This window comes from Streptomyces sp. KM273126 (assembly GCF_004337435.2).
Classification (GTDB): domain Bacteria; phylum Actinomycetota; class Actinomycetes; order Streptomycetales; family Streptomycetaceae; genus Streptomyces; species Streptomyces acidicola.
The window spans coordinates 69915-92395 of sequence record NZ_SJXB02000001.1; the positions used below are offsets into that span (position 1 = coordinate 69915).

At 70.6% G+C, this 22481-nt stretch carries 20 protein-coding genes; 8 read left to right on the forward strand and 12 right to left on the reverse strand.

Annotation, left to right across the window (positions count from 1 at the left end; genetic code table 11):
• The first annotated feature begins 70 nt into the window (after positions 1–70).
• Positions 71–1702: a serine/threonine-protein kinase gene (locus E0500_RS00295; protein ID WP_131569661.1), complete on the forward strand. Its 1632-nt coding sequence runs from the start codon at positions 71–73 to the stop codon at positions 1700–1702.
• A 564-nt stretch (positions 1703–2266) separates the two neighbouring features.
• Positions 2267–4018 carry an alpha/beta fold hydrolase gene (locus E0500_RS00300; protein WP_131569663.1) on the forward strand — a complete coding sequence of 584 codons (1752 nt, stop codon included), beginning with the start codon at positions 2267–2269 and terminating at the stop codon, positions 4016–4018.
• 109 nt (positions 4019–4127) lie between these two features.
• Here the strand turns inward: E0500_RS00300 and E0500_RS00305 are convergent, their stop codons facing one another.
• A complete protein-coding gene (locus E0500_RS00305; RefSeq protein ID WP_131569665.1) occupies positions 4128–5390 on the reverse strand; it encodes a beta-ketoacyl synthase in 1263 nt (420 codons plus the stop codon).
• Positions 5391–6075: 685 nt separating this feature from the next.
• On the opposite strand from E0500_RS00305, the gene E0500_RS00310 reads away from it, so the two are divergent.
• A complete protein-coding gene (locus tag E0500_RS00310) occupies positions 6076–6678 on the forward strand; it encodes a helix-turn-helix domain-containing protein (protein ID WP_131569667.1) in 603 nt (200 codons plus the stop codon).
• A 103-nt stretch (positions 6679–6781) separates the two neighbouring features.
• Here E0500_RS00310 and E0500_RS00315 read toward each other — a convergent pair whose 3' ends face one another.
• From E0500_RS00315 to E0500_RS00340, 6 genes are all read right to left on the reverse strand, one after another.
• Positions 6782–7570 (reverse strand): response regulator transcription factor, encoded by a 789-nt coding sequence (locus E0500_RS00315; RefSeq protein ID WP_131569669.1) that lies wholly within the window; start codon positions 7568–7570, stop codon positions 6782–6784.
• A 62-nt stretch (positions 7571–7632) separates the two neighbouring features.
• Positions 7633–9060 (reverse strand): MFS transporter, encoded by a 1428-nt coding sequence (locus tag E0500_RS00320; RefSeq protein ID WP_131569671.1) that lies wholly within the window; start codon positions 9058–9060, stop codon positions 7633–7635.
• 133 nt (positions 9061–9193) lie between these two features.
• Entirely contained in the window at positions 9194–10171 is a 978-nt protein-coding gene (locus E0500_RS00325) for a ThiF family adenylyltransferase (protein ID WP_181586814.1), read from the reverse strand.
• A complete protein-coding gene (locus E0500_RS00330; RefSeq protein ID WP_181586815.1) occupies positions 10171–11178 on the reverse strand; it encodes a hypothetical protein in 1008 nt (335 codons plus the stop codon). The genes E0500_RS00325 and E0500_RS00330 overlap by 1 nt, the downstream gene beginning before the upstream one ends.
• On the reverse strand, positions 11175–12422 hold the full coding sequence (locus tag E0500_RS00335) for an acyl-CoA dehydrogenase family protein (protein ID WP_131566634.1): 1248 nt from the start codon (positions 12420–12422) through the stop codon (positions 11175–11177). The genes E0500_RS00330 and E0500_RS00335 overlap by 4 nt, the downstream gene beginning before the upstream one ends.
• A gap of 57 nt (positions 12423–12479) precedes the next feature.
• Positions 12480–12872 (reverse strand): SCP2 sterol-binding domain-containing protein, encoded by a 393-nt coding sequence (locus E0500_RS00340; RefSeq protein ID WP_131566631.1) that lies wholly within the window; start codon positions 12870–12872, stop codon positions 12480–12482.
• A 793-nt stretch (positions 12873–13665) separates the two neighbouring features.
• On the opposite strand from E0500_RS00340, the gene E0500_RS00345 reads away from it, so the two are divergent.
• From E0500_RS00345 to E0500_RS00365, 5 genes are all read left to right on the forward strand, one after another.
• A complete protein-coding gene (locus E0500_RS00345) occupies positions 13666–15438 on the forward strand; it encodes an ATP-binding protein (RefSeq protein WP_131566627.1) in 1773 nt (590 codons plus the stop codon).
• A gap of 115 nt (positions 15439–15553) precedes the next feature.
• The gene (locus E0500_RS00350; RefSeq protein ID WP_220140417.1) at positions 15554–15973 is read left to right on the forward strand and encodes a roadblock/LC7 domain-containing protein; all 420 of its coding nucleotides are present in this window, start codon (positions 15554–15556) and stop codon (positions 15971–15973) included.
• On the forward strand, positions 15970–16326 hold the full coding sequence (locus E0500_RS00355; RefSeq protein ID WP_165935095.1) for a DUF742 domain-containing protein: 357 nt from the start codon (positions 15970–15972) through the stop codon (positions 16324–16326). Before E0500_RS00350 ends, E0500_RS00355 begins: the two co-directional genes overlap by 4 nt.
• Entirely contained in the window at positions 16307–16924 is a 618-nt protein-coding gene (locus tag E0500_RS00360) for an ATP/GTP-binding protein (protein ID WP_131566621.1), read from the forward strand. Before E0500_RS00355 ends, E0500_RS00360 begins: the two co-directional genes overlap by 20 nt.
• Positions 16921–18180, forward strand: coding sequence for a cytochrome P450 (locus E0500_RS00365; RefSeq protein WP_131566617.1), 1260 nt, complete (start codon positions 16921–16923; stop codon positions 18178–18180). The genes E0500_RS00360 and E0500_RS00365 overlap by 4 nt, the downstream gene beginning before the upstream one ends.
• Positions 18181–18235: 55 nt before the next feature.
• Here E0500_RS00365 and E0500_RS00370 read toward each other — a convergent pair whose 3' ends face one another.
• The 5 genes from E0500_RS00370 to E0500_RS00390 all read right to left on the reverse strand — a co-directional run bounded on the left by E0500_RS00370 (position 18236) and on the right by E0500_RS00390 (position 22287).
• Positions 18236–19462 (reverse strand): cytochrome P450, encoded by a 1227-nt coding sequence (locus E0500_RS00370; RefSeq protein WP_131566613.1) that lies wholly within the window; start codon positions 19460–19462, stop codon positions 18236–18238.
• A gap of 152 nt (positions 19463–19614) precedes the next feature.
• Positions 19615–20832, reverse strand: coding sequence for an MFS transporter (locus E0500_RS00375; RefSeq protein WP_309504746.1), 1218 nt, complete (start codon positions 20830–20832; stop codon positions 19615–19617).
• Positions 20829–21203 (reverse strand): fluoride efflux transporter CrcB, encoded by a 375-nt coding sequence (gene crcB / locus E0500_RS00380; protein ID WP_131566610.1) that lies wholly within the window; start codon positions 21201–21203, stop codon positions 20829–20831. The genes E0500_RS00375 and crcB overlap by 4 nt, the downstream gene beginning before the upstream one ends.
• 281 nt (positions 21204–21484) lie before the next feature.
• Entirely contained in the window at positions 21485–21661 is a 177-nt protein-coding gene (locus tag E0500_RS00385) for a hypothetical protein (protein ID WP_181586816.1), read from the reverse strand.
• Positions 21637–22287 (reverse strand): hypothetical protein, encoded by a 651-nt coding sequence (locus E0500_RS00390; RefSeq protein WP_181586817.1) that lies wholly within the window; start codon positions 22285–22287, stop codon positions 21637–21639. Before E0500_RS00390 ends, E0500_RS00385 begins: the two co-directional genes overlap by 25 nt.
• Positions 22288–22481: the final 194 nt, after the last annotated feature.

Here is a 22481-nt window from a genome sequence, read left to right on the forward strand (position 1 = left end):
CGTCAACCACGAAACTTTGTCACGCCCGGACTCGCCCTACGCCGCCCGTCACTGCCCTAGCCTGTCGCGCATGAACGCACCGGGGGACGTCGTCGACGGACGGTTCGAGTTGATCGAGCGGCTCGGCAGTGGGGGAATGGGCACGGTGTGGCGGGCCCGGGACACCGTGCTGCACCGTGAGGTCGCCCTGAAGGCCGTACGACCGGACGCGGAGGCATCGGCTGCCGTACGCGAACGGGTGCTGCGCGAGGCGCGGGCGCTGGCCCGGCTCAACAACCCGCATGTTGTGACGATCCACCAGATCATTGACGCCGACCCGGACGCCCACCCGTGGCTCGTGATGGAACTGGTTCCCGGCGTATCCCTCCAACAACGTCTGTCCGAGGGCCCGTTGGCTCCGGCCGCAGCCGCCCGCACGGGCCTGCAGTTACTCTCCGCCCTGCGCGCCGCGCACGCGGCCGGTGTCCAGCACCGCGACGTCAAACCGGCCAACGTCCTGCTGCGCCCCGACGGCACCGCCGTCCTCACCGACTTCGGCATCGCCGCCCTCCAGGGGGCCACCGCGCTCACGGTCACCGGTGAACTCGTCGGCTCCCCCGAGTACATGGCCCCCGAGCGCATTCGCGGCACCGACGACGACCCGGCGTCCGACCTGTGGTCACTGGGGCTCGTCCTGTACGTCTGTGTGGAGGGCGTGAGCCCCCTGCGCCGTGCCACCACGCTCGCCACGCTGGCCGCGGTCCTCGACGACCCGGTGCCCCCACCGGTCCGTTCCGGCCCGCTCACCCCCGTGCTCCAGGCGCTCCTCGTCCGCGACCCCGCGGCCCGGCCCGACGCGGAGCGGCTGAACGCGATGCTGGCGCAGGTGGAATCGGGCGCCACACCCGAGTGGGCACAGCCGACGGTGACGGCGACACCGTCGCCCGTTCCGCCACAGCCGGACGTACCTCCGCCTGGCCTGCCAGGACCGGGGGCTGCACCGGGGACGCCACCGGCGGCGGGCGCCTGGCCGGGGCTGGGTCCAGGGCCGGGGCCGGGGCCGGGGCCGGTGCCTCGTCCCGGCCCTGCTTCACCTTCTGCTTCTGCTTCTGCTCCCACTCGAACCCCTGCTCCAGAGCCGGGCTTGGGGCCGGAGCGCCGCAGCCGCACCCCGTTCCCCGTCATCGTCGCCGCGGTGGCCGTCCTGGCGGTCATCGTGGCCGTCGTGGTCACCCTCGCCGTGCGTGACGGGGAGGGTGGGCAACAGGCGGGCGGCGGCGCGGGCTCACACGCAGCCACGTCCACCCCGAAGAGCACGCCGAGCCGCACCCCCGGCACCAGGCCGCCTACCGGCCCGAGCGAGCCTCCGCCCAGCGCCCCCGACGCCGGCCGCTGGATCGCCCAACTCCACTCCGAGCCCGTAGGCTCCGGCACCGCCGCACGGGACCAACGGCTCGCCACCATCCGCGAGTCCGTGCCGGAGGCGCTCTTCGTACGCAGCGACGACTACGCCTCACTGCGCCCGGGCTACTGGGTGATCTACGCTCCCGGCCCGTTCACCGACGGCCGCGCGGCCCTCACGTTCTGCGCCGAGCGCGGACGTACGACGGCGAACTCGTGCATCGGCCGCTATCTGAGCACCAGTTCGGCTGACTACGGATTCCAGTGCCGCCCACCGGTGAGCAGCCCGACGGGCCGATGCACGCGAGACCGGTCGGAGTAGGACCAGCGATCGACTGTCACACGTGAAACTGTTGTTCAGTAGGGCAGAACCCGGCCCGACGGCGTCCTCCGGTCGATCGTGAGGTCGCGTGGGGCGGAGGGCCGACGGCTGGTACGGATGCGGATCCGGCGGTTCATGACGGCCTCCTCATGCCTGTGCCCGGGGCGTTCGGCCACCCGAGGTCCCGGGGCGTTTCGGTGCCCGATGCGACCAGCCTCCTCGCCGCCGCAGCCGGGTACATCGTGCCCACGGTGGCACTTGTCATGCCTCCTGGGGAGGAGTGATCGGAATTGCCGTACGTCCGGGGAAGCACGCAGCCCCTACGTACGCCCCCGAGATGACCCCGGCATGCCCCCGGGCAGACCGCACAGCCGTCCCCCGAACCCCGACGCGCCCGCGCGTGCGCCGGAGTGTTGCCACCAAACGCCCCGATCGTGTGGCATCGGCATGGTTCGCCGTGCTCGTCCCCGGTGAATCGGTACGGTGGAGCCGCTCCGCGGACGGGGCATCTGGTCCTGTCCCAACGGCGCTGACGTGGAATTCCGGACCGGGCAAGGAGACAGCATGCTCTCGGACTCGATTGTCTTCGGTGCTGGGGGCTTCATCGGCCGCTCCCTGGTGGCGGAACTCCTGCGCGGCGGCCACCGGGTGGCCGCCGCGGTGCGTGACTCCGGTGACGGGCTGACGAGTTGGCTCGACGGGGAGGGAGTGGACCGGGCGGGGCTGACCGTGGTCCGGGCCGACGTCACCCTGCCCGGACTCGGCCTGGCAGGGCAGGGGTTGGCCGGGCAGGGCCCGGCCGAGGAGGACTTGTCGGGGGTGCGTGACGTCTACAACACCGCGGCGCGCTTCGCCTTCGGCATCGATGCCGACCAGGCCAGGGCGGTCAATGTGACGGGCGCCGTGCATGTGGTCGAGTGGGCGGCCTCCCTGCCGGAGCTGCGCCGGGTGGTCCACATCAGCGGATACCGCATGGCCGCCGCGGACGGTACGCCGGACTACGGCAGGCTGGGCGCGTACGAGGCGTCGAAGCAGGAAGCCGACGCGGCCGTGCGGACGCGGTGCCGCGAACTGGGTGTACCGCTGAGCATCGCCAACCCCAGTACGGTGATCGGGCCCGGCCAGTACGTCGGCCTGGCCACCGTGGTCTCCGATCTGTGGCGGGGCCGGCTGCGGGCACTGCCCGGCGGTCCCGAGGTCCTCCTCCCGGTCGTGGCCCTCGACTACTTCGTGCGGTTCCTGGCGGCTCTCCCGGAGCACGCCGAGAGCGCGGGCCGCGCCTACTGGGTGCTGGACGAGGCGACCCCCACCCTGCCGGAGCTGATCAGGCTGCTCGCGCGGCACATGGGTGTGCGGGCTCCCCACCGTTCGGTTCCGGTGGGTGTGCTGCGCCGGCTGCCCCGTACGATCACCCGGGCCGACCCGGAGACCCTGTCGTTCCTGTCGACCGACCGCTACGACACGGCCTCCACCCGCGCCCTGGCCGAGTCGCGCGGGCTGTCCGCGCCGCCCGTGGAGACGGCACTGCGCCAGTGGGCCGACGACCTGGTCGCCACCCGCTTCGGCCGGACCGTCCGGTGCCGCCGGCCCTACGGCTTCCACAGCGTGGCAGGCACCCGGACGTGGGTGATCGGAGAGCGGCGGCGCCCGGACTATGTGTTCCTGCACGGGCTTCCGCTGAACGCCGATTCGTGGGCCGGGACGGTGGAGCGCCTGGACGCGCCGTCCCTCGCGGCCGACCTGCCCGGTTTCGGCAGGTCGGGGCCGGGTGAGGGGTCGCTCGACGACTGGCTCGCCGATCTGCTGCAGCCTGTGGAGACCCGGCCCGTACTCGTCGCGCATTCGCTCGCGTGCGGCCCCGCACTGCGCTACGCCGCGGCCGGGCCCGACCGGCTGTCGGCGCTCGTTCTCGTCGCGCCGCCCTTCCTCCAGCCGCCGTCCCCGGGTCTGCTGCGCTCGCCCCTCGCGGCACCGCTGCTGCGTACGACTCCCGCCCCCCGCCTGGCCCGTTCGCTCGGCCTGCCCGAGGACGATGCCCTCGACGGTCTCGTGACGGACCTGCGCCGTGCGGGGGCGGCGCACCGGGTGGTCGCCGCCGTGCGCACGGCCCACGGACAGCGTGAGGAACTGCGCCGTCTGCTCCGGGACCTGCCCTCACCCGTGGAGCTCGTCGTCGGGTCGGCGGATCCGCTCGCCGAGGCCGTGGCCTCTCGGGTCACGGTGATCGAGGCCGCCGGGCACTATCCCCAGATCACCCACCCGGCGGCCCTCGGGGACTGTCTCGCGTCCTGCCGGGACCGGGTGGGCGCCCCGTAGGGCCTTGAGGCCTGAGGCCTTGACGTCGGTGGGCCCGAGCCGGGAGCGGCGGCCCGGGCCAGGTCCTCGGCCTCTAACGGGCCTAAAGGCCCTTACGGGTCTAACGGGTCTAACGGGTGAAGGCGAGGGCCACGTTGTGTCCCCCGAACCCGAAGGACGTGGACAGGGCGGCCCCTTCAGGTGTCCGCCGGGGTTCGCCGGTCACCAGGTCCAGTTCGATGCCGTCTCCGGTCTTGTCCAGGTTGCGGACCGGCGGGACCAGACCGTGTTCCAGGGTGAGGACGGTGAAGACCGCCTCGACCGCGCCGGAGGCACCCAGGAGGTGGCCGGTGGCGGACTTGCAGGCCGTGACCGCGGGGTGTGTGCCCAGCGCCTTCTGCAGGGCCTGGGCCTCGCTGGCGTCCCCTACCGGAGTGCCGGTGGCGTGGGCGTTCACATGGGCGATGTCGGCCCCCGTGAGACCGGAGTCCCGCAACGCCGCGCTGATGGCCCGCATTTGCCCCTCGGAATCGGGAAGCGTCACGTCGTACCCGTCGGAGGTGACCCCGGCGCCCACCAGGGCCGCGTGAACGTGCGCTCCGCGCGCCCTGGCGAACCCGGCGCGTTCCAGTACGACCATGCCGGCGCCCTCGGACATGACGAACCCGTCGCGGTCGTGGTCGAACGGCCGGGACGCCAGGTCCGGTGCGTCATTACGCAGGGACAGGGCACGCATGCGGGCGAACGCGCCGAGGGACAGGGGGTGCAGGCAGGCGTCCGTTCCCCCGGCGACGACCACGTCGGCGCGACCGGACCGGATCAGCAGCGCGCCGACCGCGAGCGCCTCCGCACCGGACGCGCAGGCACTGGTCGGGGCATGGGTGCCGGCCCGGGCCCCCAGCAGCAGACCGACCGCCGCGGCGCTGCCGTTGGGCATCAGCCTGGGCACCGTGTACGGGGAGAGCGCGCGGGGGCCCCGCTCCTCCAGTCGGTCGTCCTGTTCGAGCATGGTGAGCGCGCCGCCCACACCGGTCCCCACCACCACCGCCAGCCGTTCGGACTCGACCTCGGGCGCGCCGGCGTCCGCCCACGCCTCCTGGGCCGCCACCAGCGCGGCCGCCTGGCTGCGGTCCAGCCGCCTTAGTTGGATCCGGTCCAGCCGCGAGGCGGGGTCCTGGCTCATGCTTCCGGCGATACGTACCGGAAGCTGCTCGGCCCATGGGGTGTTCAGCCGGGTCACACCCGAGCGGCCGGACAGCAGCGCCTGCCAGCTGGACGGAACGTCGCCGCCGAGTGGAGTGGTGGCGCCGAGGCCCGTCACCAGGATGTCGGCGCCTGCGGATGCGCGCCGACCACGGTCGGGGCACGATGCTTCAGCGGTCACGGGCAGCATGACGGATTCCTTCCGCACGGTTTCACTGGCTCTTGGGCTGCGTTGCCGACGGGGCGTCTGACGGGCGGTCCGACGGAGTGTCCGACGGGTTGTCCGACGAGGTGTCCGACGAGGTGTCCGACGGGTTGTCCGACGGGTTGTCCGACGGGGCTTCGGGACCACCGGGGCCGGGGCGGGGACAGGAACCGCGGTTGCTGAGTCCGGCCGGCACCAGCGCGACGATGGCGGTCCACAATTCCCCGATGGTGAGAAGAGGGCCCCCGGAGGAACTCGGAAACTCCGTGACCCCATAGCAGGCTTCGGTCTTTTCCATGGCATTTCCTTGACGTCTTCAGCGCGACGACCGATTGCTTTGACGAGGAAAAGCATTCCAGAAGTCACATTCACTGCGACCGGAAACAAACTAGTCGACCGCAACGCCCGTTGCTTCACCTCTTTTCATGAATTGCCGCCCCTCACCACCCCCACCTTCACGGGAATACTCACCCGTTCGGGCCATACGCAGCTTCCCGAGATGCCTGAGCTGAGCGCCGGGGACCGCCGAAAGGACCATCAATAAGATAAACAGGATGCCGCGTTCGTCATTTTATGAAGATAACTTCGCAGCGGGTCCAGTTTTTGCTTGTTGCAGCGACACTCAGACCCGCTGCATAGTGAAGCGATGCCTGCGCAGGGGGTGGGCGACATGACCAATCGCAGCCACTCGGCATCGACCGGAACAGTATTTCGCATTCTTTGCCATGCCGAAAAAGGAGGGCAATACGTGCCGCAATACAGCCAGGGGGAGATTTCCTCGACCGGGGAGGACGTCCGCGTCGTGCGCTGGCCGGTCGAGGTGAGGGAGCTGGAACAGTTACGGCGCCGGGGGATTCTTCGTCTCCTCGTGATCGAGAACGGCGCCACCCCGCCGGTTCCGACGGACTCACGGGAGGACTGGGTCCGGGCGCCGGTCAGCCGGGCGGACTTCGCCGCCCGTGTCGCGGCACTCCGGGCCAAGGCCGGCACGCAGCGGATCCCTGTCCTGGACCAGGACGGGCTGCTCCACTACGACAGCCAGGTGGTGCCCATGTCACCCACCGAGATGGAGCTGCTGCAGCCGCTGGTGGAACGGTTCGGCGGGCTGGTGGCCCGGCACGAGCTGATCGCGCTTCTCTCGGCACACCGCGGAAGGGCGAGCCAGAACGCTCTCGACCTGCACATCATGAGAATCCGGCGCAAGGTGCTCTCTGTGGGGCTGCGCATCCGGACCGCCAGCGGGCGGGGGTACCTCCTCGAATCGAGCGGGTGACCCACGGACAGGCGCGGCCAGACGCGGTCAGGCGTGGACAACGCATGGAAACAAGCCCTGTCGGCGTGAACGTCCAACAGGGCTTGTGCGGAACACCGCAGGCTCACTGGCGCACTCCCGGGGCACTCCGGTCGTGCGACCACCGGTTCACGCGGGATGCGCCGACCCGTGAGCCGTACGGGAAGTCGTCCTGCTGCGGCCCGAGGTCCGGACAGGGGGGCGACACCAGGCCCGTGCGATAGGCGTGGATGACCGCGTGCACGCGATTGCGCAGGTTCAGTTTTTCCAGCAGTCGCTGCACGTGGGATTTCACCGTGTTCTCGCTGAGCACCAGTTCCGTCGAGATCTCCGTGTTGCTCAACCCCTGGGCGAGCAGCCGGAAGACCTCCTTCTCCCGCCGGGTCAGCAGGCTGATTCCCGTGGTGTCCGCGGTGGAGCCGTCGTGGCATGAAGTGAGCTGGGTAACCGAGTCGTCGTCACGCGCCGGAAGAACCCTCTCGTCGAAGAAGATCCGGTATCCGGCGGCCACGACATGAACCGCCGACAGCAACTGCCCCGGCGTGACACGGCTGAGAACGATCCCCTGCACTCCGGCCTGGAAGGCGCGCCGCACACAGGTGTCCGCCTCGTTGGCCATGAACAGGACGCCGGGCGTTCTCTCACCGCAGCGCACGTGCAACTCGTCGACCAGTTCCACCGGGTCGACGGCTTGCGACAGGGCGCCGGCGAGCAGCAGATGCGGCTGAAGGTGCCGTGCCTTGGCGACCGCACTCGCGATGTCGGGCGCCTCACCCACCACCTCGATGCCCCGGTCCTCGTCGAGGACGGCCCGGATTCCCGTTCGTGCAATGGCCCGGTCGTCCACCAGCAGAACTCGGATCGGCGCGCTCATCGCTTTCCCTCTCCTCTGGACGGAACACGTTTCCCTGCACCACGCCTCGGCCGTGCCCGTCGTCACCTCAGGTCGCTCACGGATGTCGGGACGGCCGGCCTGGGTTCGACGGGAGGGGTCTCGCGAGGGCGCCGGGGTGCCACCAGGACCGCCAGGGCTCCGACGGCGATCAGGACGACGCCGGTCCACACCGCGGGGATCATGCCGTCCGTGAACGAGTCCGGCGAGGTGAGGGCTCCGTTCGCGGAGAACACGGAGGCGAGCACCGCGATACCGAGAACACCGCCGAGTTCACGCAGCGCGTTGATGGCTCCGGACGCCATTCCGCGGTCCTCGGCGTCGACCGCGCTCATCACCATGTTCGCGGTGGGAGAGAAATAGAAGGTCATTCCGAGACCGCACAGGACCAGTGCGGGGATGAGCGACACATAGTCCACGTGGGGAGAGATGCGCGAGGCGATCCATCCCAGTCCGCACGCCTGGAAGGCCAGGCCGAGCGCGACGATGGTCCGGCTGCTGACGCGGTCGGAGAGCAGCCCCACCAGGGGGGCGACGAAAATGGGTACGGCGGTCCACGGCAGGATGCGCAGACCCGCCTCCAAGGGCGAATAGCCCTGCGGCCCCTGGAAGAACTGGGTGAGCAGGAACACCGAGCCGAACATGCCCGCGAACATCAGCAGTCCGGCCGCGTTCATCGCGCTGAAGGTGCGGTGGCGGAACAACTTCATGGGGAACATGGGCAGTTCGGTGTGCAGTTCCCAGAGCACGAAGGCGACCAGGACGACCGCTCCACCGGTCAGCGAGGCCAGGACCCGGACGCTGCTCCAGTGGTCCGCGTGGCCGTGGATGATGCCGAAGACGATCCCGAAGAGGCCGAGACTGGCCAGCACCGTCCCCACCAGGTCCAGTTGGGACCTGGGGCCGCGGCTCTCGGTGAGCTTCCACCGGGAGAGCGGCAGTACCACCGCACCGATCGGTACGTTGATCCAGAAGATCCACTGCCAGCTCAGGTGCTCCACCACCGCTCCGCCGAGGAGCGGGCCCATGGCGATGGCGACGCCCTCCACGGCGCTCATCGCTCCGAGCAGGGCGCCTCGCCGGTGCGGGGGCGCGACGTCCGTGAGGATCGTCAGGTTCAGGGGCATGAGCAGCGCGGCGCCCAGCCCCTGAAGGGCGCGGGCGGCGATCAGGGCGCCGATGCCGGAGGCCAGTGCGGCCCCGGCCGACGCGGCGACGAAGAGGGCCAGCCCGACGCCGAACATCCGCCGCCTGCCGAACCTGTCCCCCAGGGCGGCACCGGGCAGCATGAGCACCGCGTAGGTGAGGGTGTAGGCGTTGACGGTCCATTCCAGTTCCTGGATGCTGCCGCCGAGGTCGTCGCGGATCGCCGGCAGGGCTGTGATGACGACGAGGTTGTCGAGCGACACCATGGCCACGCCAAGGCCACAGCAGAGGAACGTCCACAGCACGTTCTGTTTCGGAATACTCATGTCCACCTCCGTGACGGGAATTGCCACCGCAGGCCGCCGGCAGGCGGCCCCACAACACGAACCTGAGGACCACCGCCGCCTGCCGCCCCGGTCGGCCCCGGCCAGGGGCCGAGGCCGGGGCCGCCCAGGGGGTTCAGGGTTGGGTGGGGCGCGGGGCAGCCCGGTCCGGTGCGGGGGCTTGGGTCAGGCGGGCGCCGGGGGTTCGGAGCATGCGGAGCAGCTCCGGGAGCAGGGCTCCGAGTTCCACCGGCCAGCGCGCCCAGGTGCGCCACTGTTCCGTGCGCGGCCTGGCCTTCTGGTGCACGTCGAGGCGGATGTGGTGCCGTACCCGCTGTCCGGCGAGCAGCCTGACGACCATGTGGGAGCTGATCACACCGAACGCCGTGGCCGTGTAGGACACCTGCGGAAACGTGTAGTCGGTCCGCAGGTGGTTGGCCCGGATCTCGGCCAGCATGTCGGTCGGTACGTACCTCAGCGGCACCGCTCGGCGCAGCAGTTCCCATGTGTCGAGGCGGGCCAGGTCCCGCGTCGTGATGGTCCCGTCGAACGGTTCACGGAGGTGCCGGTAGTCGTAGCAGCGGACGTACTGGGTGCCCGCCATGTCCCACCCGGTGATCAGGGGCAGTCGCCGCACGATGGCGTGACGGTGCAGCAGGTGCTTGGCCTGCCACCCCTCCGGTGTCGTGACGTCCACCCCGTCGATGATCACCTGGCAGGAGCCCGTCAGCTTCGGCACGGTCTGCCGGGTGACTCCTTCCGTGAAGACCTCGACGGAGGCGTACGGGTTGATCGCCCGCACCCGGGACGCGGCCACCGAGGCCTTGTTCCGCTCGATGTCGGCGGCCATCGCCGACTGCCGGTTGAGGTTGTTCAGCTCGTACGTTCCCGGGTCGGCGAGGACGAAGTTCCGCACGCCCAGCCGCGTGAGCGGTTCGACGGCCGCGCCCCCGATCGACCCGCAGCCGGCCACCAGGACGGTGGCCGCGTGCAGGGCCCGCTGCTCGGCCGCGGCCACCACCCCGGTGTTCCGGGTGGTCAGCTCGGCGTAGAACTCGGCGCCCACCGTGGGCGTTTTCTCGGCCGGCGACACCGGCTGGCTGTCAACGTTCATCACCCGCAAGGCCCTTCGTGTGACGGACGGGGGACGCCGTCCCCTGGCTTCTTCCGCGCGGCCAGGGTCGTGACCAGGGCCTGCGGCGAGGTCAGGTCGCTCGTCCCGGAGAGGTAGGAACGGATCATGTCGAGGTACCAGCAGAGATCCGTGGGCACCGGGGCGACGAACGGCCTGGCCACCACCGACTGCCGGTAGATCGGCGCCATGGGATCCGATGCGCACAGGCGCGGCGACGTGCCCTCGACGACGTGCAGGTCGAAGCCGCCGAGGCGCAGATGGCGCAGTGCGACGTGCTCCTTGGCGTCGCCGAGCACGATGCGCACGGCGTCGCCGAGCTCCATGAGGGCCTCGCCCATGCCGAGCATGAGGTGCCAGGGGACGCAGGTGTGCTGTTCGCCCCGCGGCATCGACTGGTCCCGCAGGAAGCGCTTGAACTCGAAGGCCTGGTGGGTCCCCAGGCCGGGCTGTGCGTACCGCCGTAGCAGGTCGACGCCGTGTGCCGCCTCCGTCGGGAACGGGGTACGGCGCGGGGAGTCGAGGGGGAGGTTTTCCGCGTCCGCGGAGCAGGCCAGCCCCACGTATCCGCGTATCCGCCAGGTGCGCCGGCACAGGGTGACGGTGTGGACGTTCTCCACGGGGCGCTCCACAGCGCGCGAGTGCAGCAGCGGTTCGTGGAACGCGGCGGTCCGGTGGACGGAGTCGGGGGAGATCCAGCTCAGCCTCAGGTACTGGGCGAGTCGGAAGCCGAGGATTCCCTTGAGGTACCGGGTGGGAAACTGGCTGTCGCGGGCGGTGACGGTGACCAGCCGGCGGTCCGGGTCCTCGATGAGGGAGAGCGGAGCCCCCTTGAGCTCGGCGAGCAACCGCCGGTAGCTGAGCCGCTCGTGGAGCCTGATGATGTCCACGGCATAGCGTCGGGCGGGGGCGTCCCCGGTGGCGGTGGGCTCCGGGGCCGGGGACGGGCGGGAGGAGGTGGCGCCGCCGACGACCGGAACGGCGTTCACCACTCTTCCTTCTCGGCGTAGAGACTGTCGGTGATGGCGAGCGCCAGGACTTCGGGGGTGCCCTCGTAGATGCGGGTGCCCAGGGCGTCGCGCATCATCTTCTCCACCCCGTAGGAGCGCAGATAGCCGCGTGCGCCGATCAGCGAGAGAGCCGTGTCGGCGGCCTCGATCGCGGTCCGGTCCGCGAACAGCTTAGCCACGGCCGGTTCGTAGACCGGCGGGGGCAGTTCGTTGTCGACCTTGTCGGCCGCGCGCAGGTACAGCATGCGGGCGGCGTCGACCTTGGTGGTCATGCCGGCGAGTTTCGCCGCCGTGAACTGGTGGTGCCGCAGGTGCTGCCCGCCCTGCACCCGCTCACCGCACCAGGCGACCGCCTGTTCCAGGGCGCTGCGTGCCACACCGGTGGAGATGCCGGCCACCGCGGCGCGGGCCATGTTGCTCTGCGCCATGTTGATGGCCATGCCCTCGCCCTCCGACCCGATCATGTACTCGGCGGGTACCCGGACGTCGTGGAACTCCAGCTCGCTGCCCAGGCAGGCGCGGTATCCCATCTTGTCCGCCACGGGGCCGCGGACGACGCCGGGAAGGTCCAGGGGGACGATGAAGGAGGTGAGCCCGGTCGCGCCCGGGCTGCCCTCCATGTTCGCGAACACGGAGGCGAACGCGGCGAACTTCGCGTTGGTGATGAACCGTTTGCGGCCCGTCAGCACGTAGTGGTCGCCGTCCCTGCGCGCGGTCGTGACGTTCTGCGCGTGCTGTGCCAGGGACGGGATGATCAGATCGCAGCCCGCGTCCTCCTCGGTGACCGCGTTGCAGGCGAGCACGGGTTCGTCACCGGAGAACAGGGGAAGGAAGCGGGCCTGCAGGCGGGGGTCGCCGGACAGCAGGATCGGCGCCTGGCCGAGCATGGTGGCTCCGAAGATCAGCGCCGTGCCGGGGCAGACGGCGCCGACCTCCTCCAGTGCGACGGCGACGCCCAGCATGCCGACGCCCGCACCACCGTATTCCCTGGGGACCGCCGCACGGGTGAGGCCGATCTGGTGGCCCTGGGCGACGAGTTGCCAGTCGAAGTGGGCCGCCGGTGCCTGGTCCAGGTGCTGGACGCGGGGCTTGACGACGTCCTGGGCGAAGGCCCTCGCGGCCTCCCTGAACCGCTGGACCTCGGGCGGCAGTACGTCGAAGTTCAGTCCCAGCAGGGACACGGACTCGGACTCGGACTGGTACTCGGACAGAGCGGTGTTCATGTGGACGACACTCCTTACGCGTTGGTTCGCCGGCCGGAACCGGTGCCGGGCAGCAGGTCAGGCGCCGACGCCGGAGGCGGCGGCGATGTCCGGGTAGCGGTCGAAGGCGGGCCGCAGCATCGGCACCAGTTCCAGCACCTTGGCGACCTTGCCGCGGATCCTGAGTCGGCCCGTGGCGATGGCGACGGGCACCATGAGCCGGCCCATCCACAGCGCGTGGGCCGTGTCGCAGGACATCTTGAGAGTGATCGCCGCCGTCTGAGGAGCCTCCTCACCGACGACGACGCCCTGCGGTGACACGAAGACCTGGCAGTCGGGCTTCGTGTGGACGAGCCGGACCGACAGTCCCTCCTGCCGGGCCCTTGCGACGAATTCCTCGTCCTCCAGCATCACGGAAAACAGCCGGCCGAAGACTTCCGCCGCCATTTCGCTGGACGAAAAAGTGGACATCTTCCCCTCCCGATCGCTCTTGTCGCGCACAAGCCGACACGGGCGCAAACGCCCTGGGTTTACGGACAGCGGGAAACCGATCGCGACGCTTTCCGGTGCGGCGGGTTGTGCCCGCCCTGCCTCCGGGAGCGCCCACGAGAACGTTAGGGGGCGTCATAGGCGGCTTCCGCGGTGCGGACATAAGACGGAAGGGATGCGGACATGACGCGGAAAGAATGACCCGCAAACAGGTGGATTGCAGCGCACCGGATTCAACAACCAGGGGTTGGAAACAGCGGTACGGTCACGGGATTCACCACAATGTCCGTCGTGGGCAACTGTACTCATCAACCGCAACACAGTTGTCATTCATGGCTTCAGGACCATTCGTGCATCGCTTCAGGACCATGCGTGCGCGGCTTCGGGACCCTGCGTGACTGCCGGCCTACCTGCCGCGCCGGCCGGGCAGTTGACTGAAACCCATCGCTCTGCCGTCGCCGACACGCCGAAGCGGCAGCGGTCCAGCACCTACTGAGGGGCCCGTGAGGACGTGCGGGCGGTCATCCGCGGTCGTCAGAGGGGTGGAGGGCGCGTAAACCCCATTACCACATCACCCCACGTGGTCGGCAGATTTTCGACGAAATTACGTCCTGAGCGGACTAGGCAGCTAGTCAGATCGCGACACCCGGATGGGTGACTAGCATGTGCGAATGCCTGCCGGACGATCACCGTCCTCTTGGTGATGTCCCCTGCCTGCGGCCGTCGTGCGTCGGTCGCCCTGTCTTTCCCGCTGCCAAGGACCGAGGACCGCTGGATGTCAGTGCCTTCACCGCTCAGCCAACACCGGTCAGGGAAGGCGCCTCACGCCTCGCCCGTCGCACCCTTGGTCGTCCTGGTGGTGACTGCCGCAGCGGCTGGTGCGGCGATCGCGGCGGCTCCCCCGAACGCCCGCACCTGGACGGTGGCTTCGGCTCTGGGCGCCTGGTTGTGTGTGGCGGTCACCGTCGTCGTCAGTACCTCACTGATCCGGCGCGCCCGCCGGTCCGCCGCGGCACAGGTGGGCGAAGTCAACCAGTTCCGGTCGCAGTTGGCGCAGCAGGCGGCCGAGTCCGCACATCTGGTGAACGTGACCCTGCCCGCGGTGGCCACACGGCTGCGGGACGGAGCGAGCGCACATGACGCACTGACGAGCGTGACGCAGCCGTCCGATCCACAGCTGCGCAAGGTCATGCACTCCTTCGCCACCATGGTGGAGCAGGACGTGAAGAGTGTCGCGGCCCTGGACATCGAACGGCGGCAGGCCCAGCAGGAACTGGCCCAGGCCGCCGCCGAGCTGGAACGGCTGACGAACGAGACCCTGCCCGCCGCGATCGCAAAGCTGCGGGAAGGCACCTCGGCCGACACCGTCTTCGCCGAACTGGACTGGCCGCAGGTCCCCCTGTTGCGCATCCCCGCAGATTCGTTCATTCGTGAACTCGCGCACAGCGAACGGCGGGCCGCCGCCGCGCAGTCGGCCTCGGCGAAGGCCCTGAGCCGGGTGCAGGCCAAGGCCGTCAGCATGCTCGCCGACCTGCGGGACATGCAGGAGCGGCACGGCGAAGAGGTCTTCGGCGACCTGCTGAAGCTGGATCACAGCACCTCGCAGCTCGGCCTCATGACGGACCGGCTGGCGCTGCTCATGGGCGGCCGTTCCAGCCGCGCGTGGAACAAGCCGATCGTGATGGAGAGCATCCTCCGCGGCGCGGTCGGCCGGATCGCCGCCTACCGGCGCGTACGACTGCACTGTTCCACGAACGCCGCGGTCTCCGGGTTCGCCGCGGAAGGCGTCATGCATCTGCTCGCCGAACTGGTCGACAACGCGGCCAACTTCTCGCCGCCGATCGACGAGGTCCACGTGTACGTGGAGCAGCGCAGCGCCGGAATCGTCGTCACGATCGAGGACAGCGGCCTGAAGATGGCCGACGCGGCGATGCGGCGTGCCGAGGAGTCGGTGGCCGGGCGGATGACGGACCTCGCCTCGTTGCAGGGCACGCGGCTCGGTCTGGCCGTGGTCGGACGGCTGGCCGACAAGTACGGCATCAGCGTCAACTACCGTCCCTCGTCGCGCGGCGGCACCGGCGTCGTCGTCCTGCTGCCCCCACAGCTGCTCGCCCAGCAGCGCGACGCCGCACAGCGGCCGACCGCGTCCGCGGCGCCCGCGGTGCCCGCACCCGGGCCCGTCGACACCGCATCGCCCGCGGCACCCGAACCGGCCGTGCGGCCGGCCGCCTCGGTGCGGCCCGCCGCCGGGGCGGAACTCCCCGAGCGGGGGGCACGCTCCCGTCGCTCGGAGGCCACCCCGAACGGCCTGCCCGTGCGCGCCCCCGGCCGCACCATGGCCGAGGCCGACCGCGAACTGCAGCAGCGCAGAGCTACGGCCGCCGCCACCGCACAGGACGAGACGCAGACGGAGGGACGTTCGGCGAAACGCGACGCGGGTTCGCTGTTCGGCTCCTTCCACCGCGGCCGCCAGTCCGGCAACGGCGACACCGGATCGTGGGCCCGCCCCGAACCCGACTCCGACCCCGAGCCGCCCGCCGGCTCGTAGGTCCACCCCCACACATACGGCGCTCGGGGCCCCGGCGCCCATGCCCTCGACTTCGTGAGATTGGAGGAACGGGGCGGTGACCCGACAGCAGGGCACAACCGTCCCATCACCCACCATGCAGACCACCGACACCAGCCTCACCTGGCTCCTGCAGAGCCTTCTGGAGCGCACTCCCGGCACGCGGCACGCACTCGTCCTGTCCCGGGACGGCCTGAAGCTGTGCTGGACCGAACATCTGACGCTGGACCAGGCCGACCAGTTGGCGGCGCTCTGCTCGGGGATCCAGGCCCTCGCCCAGGGCGCGTCCATCGAGTTCGGCGACGGCAGCGGCGGTGTCCGCCACTCCATGACCGAGTTCCACGGCGGCCTGCTCTTCATCGTCGAGGCCGGCGAGGGAGCGCATCTGGCGGTCGTCGCCGAGGAGAACGCCGACCCCGGCGTCGTGGGTCACCAGATGACCGAACTCGTCGACAAGATCGGTGAGCATCTGCGGGCCGAGCCCCGCCAGGGCACCCAGGCGATTGCTCCGTCGTGATACGCAGGCCCGTGGACACCGGTGATCCCGACCGGCTCTACACCGTCACGGGTGGACGCAGTCGTGCCGACGACGCGTTCGATCTGGTCACCCTCGTGGTGAGTGAGTGCGAACCCACCGCAGGGATGCAGTCGGAGCACACTCGCATCCTCGACCTGTGCCGGCACCCGACGGCCGTGGTCGAGATCGCCGCCGAGCTGAAGCTGCCGATCACGGTGGTGCGCATCCTGCTCGGCGACCTCCTCGCCATGGGCAACATCACCGCCCGCCACCCGCGCGCGGCGCGGTCCGTCGCCTCGCTCCCCGATTCCGCCCTTCTCCAGGAGGTGCTCCATGGGCTCCGCCATCTCTGAGCTGCCTTCCCAACGTACGCCTCTGGCCGATGCCGCAGAGACCGGTCTGAAGATCGTCATCGTGGGCGGGTTCGGGGTCGGCAAGACGACGCTGGTCCGCTCGGTCAGCGAGATCCGGCCGCTCAACACCGAAGAGGTGATGACCCAGGCCGGTGTCGGCGTCGACGAGACGAGCGGGGTGGCGGCGAAGACCACCACCACCGTGGCGTTCGACTTCGGGCGGATCAGTCTCAACGAGCGCATGGTGCTCTACCTGTTCGGCGCCCCGGGGCAGAAGCGCTTCTGGTTCCTGTGGGACCGGCTCTTCTCCGGCACGCTCGGCGCGGTCGTCCTGGTCGACACGCGCCGGATGGACGACTCCTGGTACGCGATCGACCGGCTGGAGCACCACAAGACGCCGTTCGTGGTGGCGGTCAACCGCTTCGACAACGACCCTTCCCGGCACTCCCTGGACGAGATCCGCCAGGCACTCGCCCTCCCCGAGCACGTGCCGCTGATCGACTGCGACGCGCGGGTCAGGTCGTCGGGCAAGGACGTGCTGATCACCCTCGTGAACCACCTCTACGAACAGGCCAAGGCCCGGGAGATGACACCGTGACCGACACCGGATCCTCCTCCCCGGCGGCCGCCCCGGGTTGCCCCGCCCACGCGGGAGCGGTGCGCCTGGGCGGTCTGGAGTACCAGCAGACACCGTCGCAGCTGTACCGCACCCTGCGCCGGGAGCACGGCGCGGTGGCGCCCGTGCTGCTCGACGGGGACGTGCCGGCCTGGCTGGTCCTCGGCTACTCCGAGGTCGGCTATGTGACGGCCCACGACGAGCTGTTCGCGCGGGACTCGCGGCGCTGGAACCAGTGGGAGAACATCCCCGCGGACTGGCCGCTGATGCCGTTCGTCGGATACCAGCCGTCGGTGCTGTTCACCGAGGGCGCGGAGCACCAGCGGCGGGCAGGGGTGATCACTCAGGCGCTGGAGGGCGTCGATCAGTTCGAGCTGGGCCGTGAGTGCGAGCAGATCGCCGACGAGCTCATCGCGGCGTTCGCGGGGAGCGGCCACGCCGAGCTGATGAGCGCGTACGCGCACGCCCTGCCGATGCGGGCCGCGGTCCAGATGTGCGGGATGCCCCACAGCGGTACGGACACCCAGCAACTCGTCGACGACCTGCGGATCTCGCTCGACGCGGCGGAGGGCGACGACCCGGTGGCCGCGTACGGGCGGGTGGGTGCGCGGTTCCAGCAACTGGTGAAGGAGAAGCGGGAGAAGCCCGGACCGGACGTCACCTCGCGGATGCTGCAGCATCCGGCCGGGCTGACCGACGAGGAGATCATCCAGGACCTGATCTCCATCATCGCCGCGGCACAGCAGCCGACGGCCAACTGGATCTGCAACACCCTCCGGCTGCTGCTCACCGACGAACGCTTCGCCCTGAACGTCTCGGGCGGCCGGCTCAGCGTGGGCGAGGCGCTGAACGAGGTGCTGTGGCTGGACACGCCGACGCAGAACTTCATCGGCCGCTGGGCCGTGCGCGACACCCAGCTCGGCGGACGGCAGATCCGGGCGGGCGACTGCCTCGTACTGGGACTCGCCGCGGCCAACACCGACCCGCAGATCTGGCCCGAGGGGCACGTCGGCGCGGAGAACGCCGCGCACCTGTCGTTCAGCAACGGCGAGCACCGCTGCCCCTACCCGGCCCCGCTGCTGGCCGACGTCATCGCCCGTACCGCGGTCGAGGCCCTGCTGGAGCGGCTGCCCGACGTGGTCCTGGATGCGGAGCCGCACGAGCTGACCTGGCGCCCCTCCATCTGGATGCGCGGGCTGACCTCGCTGCCGGTGCAGTTCACGCCGGTGGTGCATTAGCACAACCACAAGCCCCCTGTGGGGTTCGGAGCGCGGCCCCGAACCCCACAGGGGGTCAGCCCGCGGCCGGTGTGAACCGCACCGGCACGGACTGCGGACCCCGGGTGAAGACTCCCTGCTCCACGGGGTCGAAGCCGTCGGCGAACCGCACGTCGGGCATGGCGTCGAGGAGCTGGCCGACACCGATCTCCACTTCGGCCTTGGCGAGCAGCGCCCCCACGCAGAAGTGCCGGCCGAGCGCGAAGGCAAGGTGGTCGGCGGCGGCCGAGAAGGCGGTCGACGTCGTCAGGTCGTCGCGGAAGATGTCGAAGCGGTCCGGGTCCCGGTAGCGGTCGCCGTCCCGGTTGGCGGCGCCGATCAGGCAGGTGACGGTGGCTCCGGGCGGTACCGTGCCGCCGCTGAGCTCGACCTCAGTCGCCGACTGCCGCATGATCATCTGGACGGGCGGTGTGTAGCGCAGCGTCTCGGCGAAGGCACGGGAGATCAGGCTCCGGTCCTCCCGTACGGCCGCCAACTGCTCCGGGTGCAGCAGGAGGTTCACGAAGATGCCGGCGATCGCCTTGTCGGTGGTCTCGCCGCCCGCGGCGAGCAGCAGGCTGCAGAAGGCCTTGATGTCCTCGTCGCTCATGTTCACGCCGTCCACCTCGGCGGCGCACAGCGTGGACAGCAGGTCGTCACCGAGGTTCTCACGGCGTTCCCGGATGATCGGGAACATGTACTCGGCGAACTCCTCCCGGGTCCGCTCGCCGGCCGCGGTCACCTCCGGGTCGCCCGAGAGGTTGCCGAGGAAGGCGATGACGGTGGTGTACCAGCGGTGGAACCGGTCGTGGTCCGCCTTGTCCAGGCCCAGCATGTCCGCGATCACGTTGACGGGGAAACGGGTCGCGTAGTCGGTCACCAGGTCGGCCGACCCGGTGTGCCGGAAGGCGTCGATCAGCTCACGGGAGTTGCGCTCGATCACGGGAAGGAACTTCGCCTCCAGGTCGCTGCCGCGGAAGGCCGGGGCGACCAGGGCACGACGTACCGCGTGTTCCCGTCCGCTGAGCTGGAGAATCGTCTTTCCGTGTACGGGTTCGAGCTGCCAGGTGTAGTTGTCGGTGGTGAACTCCCCGCTCTTGTCCTTGAAGACGCGCTCCACGTCCTCGTAGCGCGAGATGATGTAGCTCTGCATGGCTTCGTGCCAGATGAGAGGGGCACGTTCGCGCATCACCTGATAGGCCGGGTAGGGATCCGCCGCGAACTCGGGCGAGAGGATGTCGGGGACCTGTTGCGCGGTGGACATGAGACTCCCTGGGATCAGCAACGGGTGTACCGCCCAAGGTTATTTAACGGTCAAGGGCCAGCACAGGGCGCCTCTAGCCCGGCTTTATTACGCGGGGGCCGAAACCCGGGGCCCGAACCCGGGGTCAGCGCCGCGGGGTCAGCGCCGCGGGGTCAGCGCCGCGGGGTCCGGGTAACGGCCAGCAGGACCACGGCGAGGACCTGGATGGCGACGACCACCGTGATCAGTACGGGGATCGAGTAGCCGTACAGGCCGCCGATCAGTGCGCCACCGGCCAGGCTCGCCACGCCGACGACGCCGGCGAACAGCCCGTACGCGGTCGCCCGGCGCCCGGTGGGCACCAGATCCGCGACCGTGGCACGCAGCGTGGACTCCTGGATGCCCATGGCCGCACCCCACACCAGCGACCCGGCCACGGCGAGCGCGAGCGTGTTGGTGAACGCCAGCGCGGCCACACCCGCGGTCAGCGCGGGCAGGGCGATCAGCACGCGGGGGCCGTAACGGTCGTACAGCCAGCCCGTGGCCAGCGCCGCTACGGCGTCCACGGCCATCGCCGCCGCGTACAGCACCGGCACCCACGCGGTGGTCAGCAGATGCCGCTCGACGAGGTGGTAGGAGAGCACGCCGAACGTGGCGAACCCGGTCGTGGTGGCCGCCGTGAAGGCGGCGTAGGTCCAGAACGCTCTCGGCAGACGCCGGCCGTCCTCCGGCTCCGGAGCCGATGCCGACGCGGCGGCCACGTCACGTTCGTAGGCCTCCGGGTCCGGCACCCGGGCCCGCAGCCACACCAGCAGCCCGAGCACCGCGACGCCGGGCAGGGCGAGCACCCCGAGCGCCGGTCCGTAGTCGCCTCCGGTCAGCGCGAGCACACCGGCCACGAGCAGAGGGCCGATCAGGGCTCCGATCTGGTCCAGGGCCTCGTGCACGGCGAAGCCGCGCCCGCGCCCGGTCGCGGCCGCGGCGTGCGACAGCATGGTGTCCTTCGCCGGCGAGCGCACCGCCTTGCCGACCCGCTCCGTGACCACCAGCACGCACGCGGCCCACAGCGTCCCGGCCACGCCCAGCAGCGGCACGGACACCACGGTCAGCACGTATCCGGCGATCGCCAGGCCCCAGAAGCGGCGGGTGCGGTCGGCCAGCGGACCGGAGACCAGCCGAAGCCCCAGCGCCGCCGCCTCACCCGCGCCCGTGACCACACCGACGACCAGGGCGGACGCGCCCAACGAGGCCAGCAGCGGTCCGGTGACGGAGCGGGCGCCCTCGTAGACGACGTCGGCGAGCAGACTGACCGTGCCGAACCACAGCACGAACCGCCACGGCCCCATCCCGGTCGCCCGCGTCGCTTCCGCTCGCTCCGCCACCGCCCTCACGCCCACAGCGCATCGGCGAACGCGGCACCGACGAACGCGGCGCCCAGCCCTGCCACCACACTGGCGACGGCGTTGGCGACGGCGAAGAACCTCGCCCCGTCCTCGGCCAGCCTCAGCGTCTCGTAGGAGAACGTCGAGTACGTGGTCAGCGCCCCGCACAGCCCCGTGCCCAGCAGCAGTTGCACGTCGGAGGAGGCGGCCCCGGCCAGCACGGCACCTGTCAGCAGGCCCAGGATCAGGCAGCCGGCCACGTTCACGGCGAAGGTGCCCCAGGGGAACACGGTGTCGTGCCGCTTCTGCACGGCCCGGTCGGTGAGGTACCGCAGCGGCGCACCGACCATGCCTCCGACGACCACCAGCAGCCAGTTCACGCGTCCTGCTCCCGGTACGGGATCTTGGGGTACGGGATCTTGGGGTACGGGGTTGTCATGAACGTACGTCTCCTACTCGCCGGGCCCGGGCGCGCGGGCGTCCACCATCGCAAGTAGGGACTGTTGGCGGCGTCGATGCCGCGGTTCGGGTCCGGCGAGCCCCACCGCCGCGCTGCGACCGGTGGTCGCAGCCGACGACAAGGTTAACGCCACGGCCGGCCGCTCGGGATCTCAAGCGGCCGGCGGCCGACGGTCAGCCGCCAGCCGCCGACCGCCGACCGTCAGGGCCGGACCGCGGTGGTCTCCGGCAGTACGGTCTGCCCGGTGACGAACTCGCTCCACAGGCCGATGCCCAGTTCGGCGCCCGGGCGGGCGGCGGTCTCGGCGAAGCTCACCGACCTGCCGTCGCCCGTGCGGCGGGTGGCGCCCCAGGTCAGTTCGAAACGGCGGGTGCCCACGCGCTGATCGGGTGGGGTGGCGGTGGGGGCAGGATCTCATCGAGGGCCCACCGGTAGCCCGCCCGCTGGTAGTGGGGGGTGACCCGTTCCCAGGTCAGCTCCAGGACCGTGCCGCCCGCGGGGATGACGACCAGGGCGCCGCGCGTGCCGCCCGGGTGGCGGGTATTGAAGGCGTACACCTCGGCCGTGCCCTCGGGGTAGGTGTGGCTGGTGCCCCGGCCGATCCGGGAGCCCTGCGGGCAGGCGTGCACGCCGTGCTGTTCGATCGTCGTCCGGGTGCAGGTGGGGAAGGCGTCCGGCCGGAAGCGCAGCGAGGCGTCGAAGAGGAACACGAAGCGGCGGGCCGCGGCCGGCGGGCCGGCCGGTTCGGCGCGGCTGGTGCGGTCGAAGGCGACGTGTACGCCGCGCGCGGTGCCGCCGTGCGTGCTGCCGCCGTCCGGGGTGATCGTGGCGCTGAGGGTGTCGATGTTGCGAGGGCCCGTCACATCGGGTTCGTACGGGCGTTGGGGGCCGCCCGGCGCGGGGTCGGGGAGCCGCCGTTCGTCGGCGACCGCCCCTGGTGCCGCGAGGCCCAGCAGGGCCGCCGCCGTGGCCACCGCCGCGGCTCGTCGTGTCCGCTTGCGCATACGTACGTCCTCTCCCACTGTCTCCTGCTCTCCTGCTCTCCTGCTGTCTCTTGGTGTCTCTTGGTGTCTCTTGCTGTCTCTTGCTGTCTCTTGCATCCAGTCCACCTGGCCGTCCCATGCTCACCCCGCCCGCGGCGCGCTGGCCGTGCCCCGTCGTGCCTGGGGTCCGGCGTACCCAGGGACAGCGAAACCCA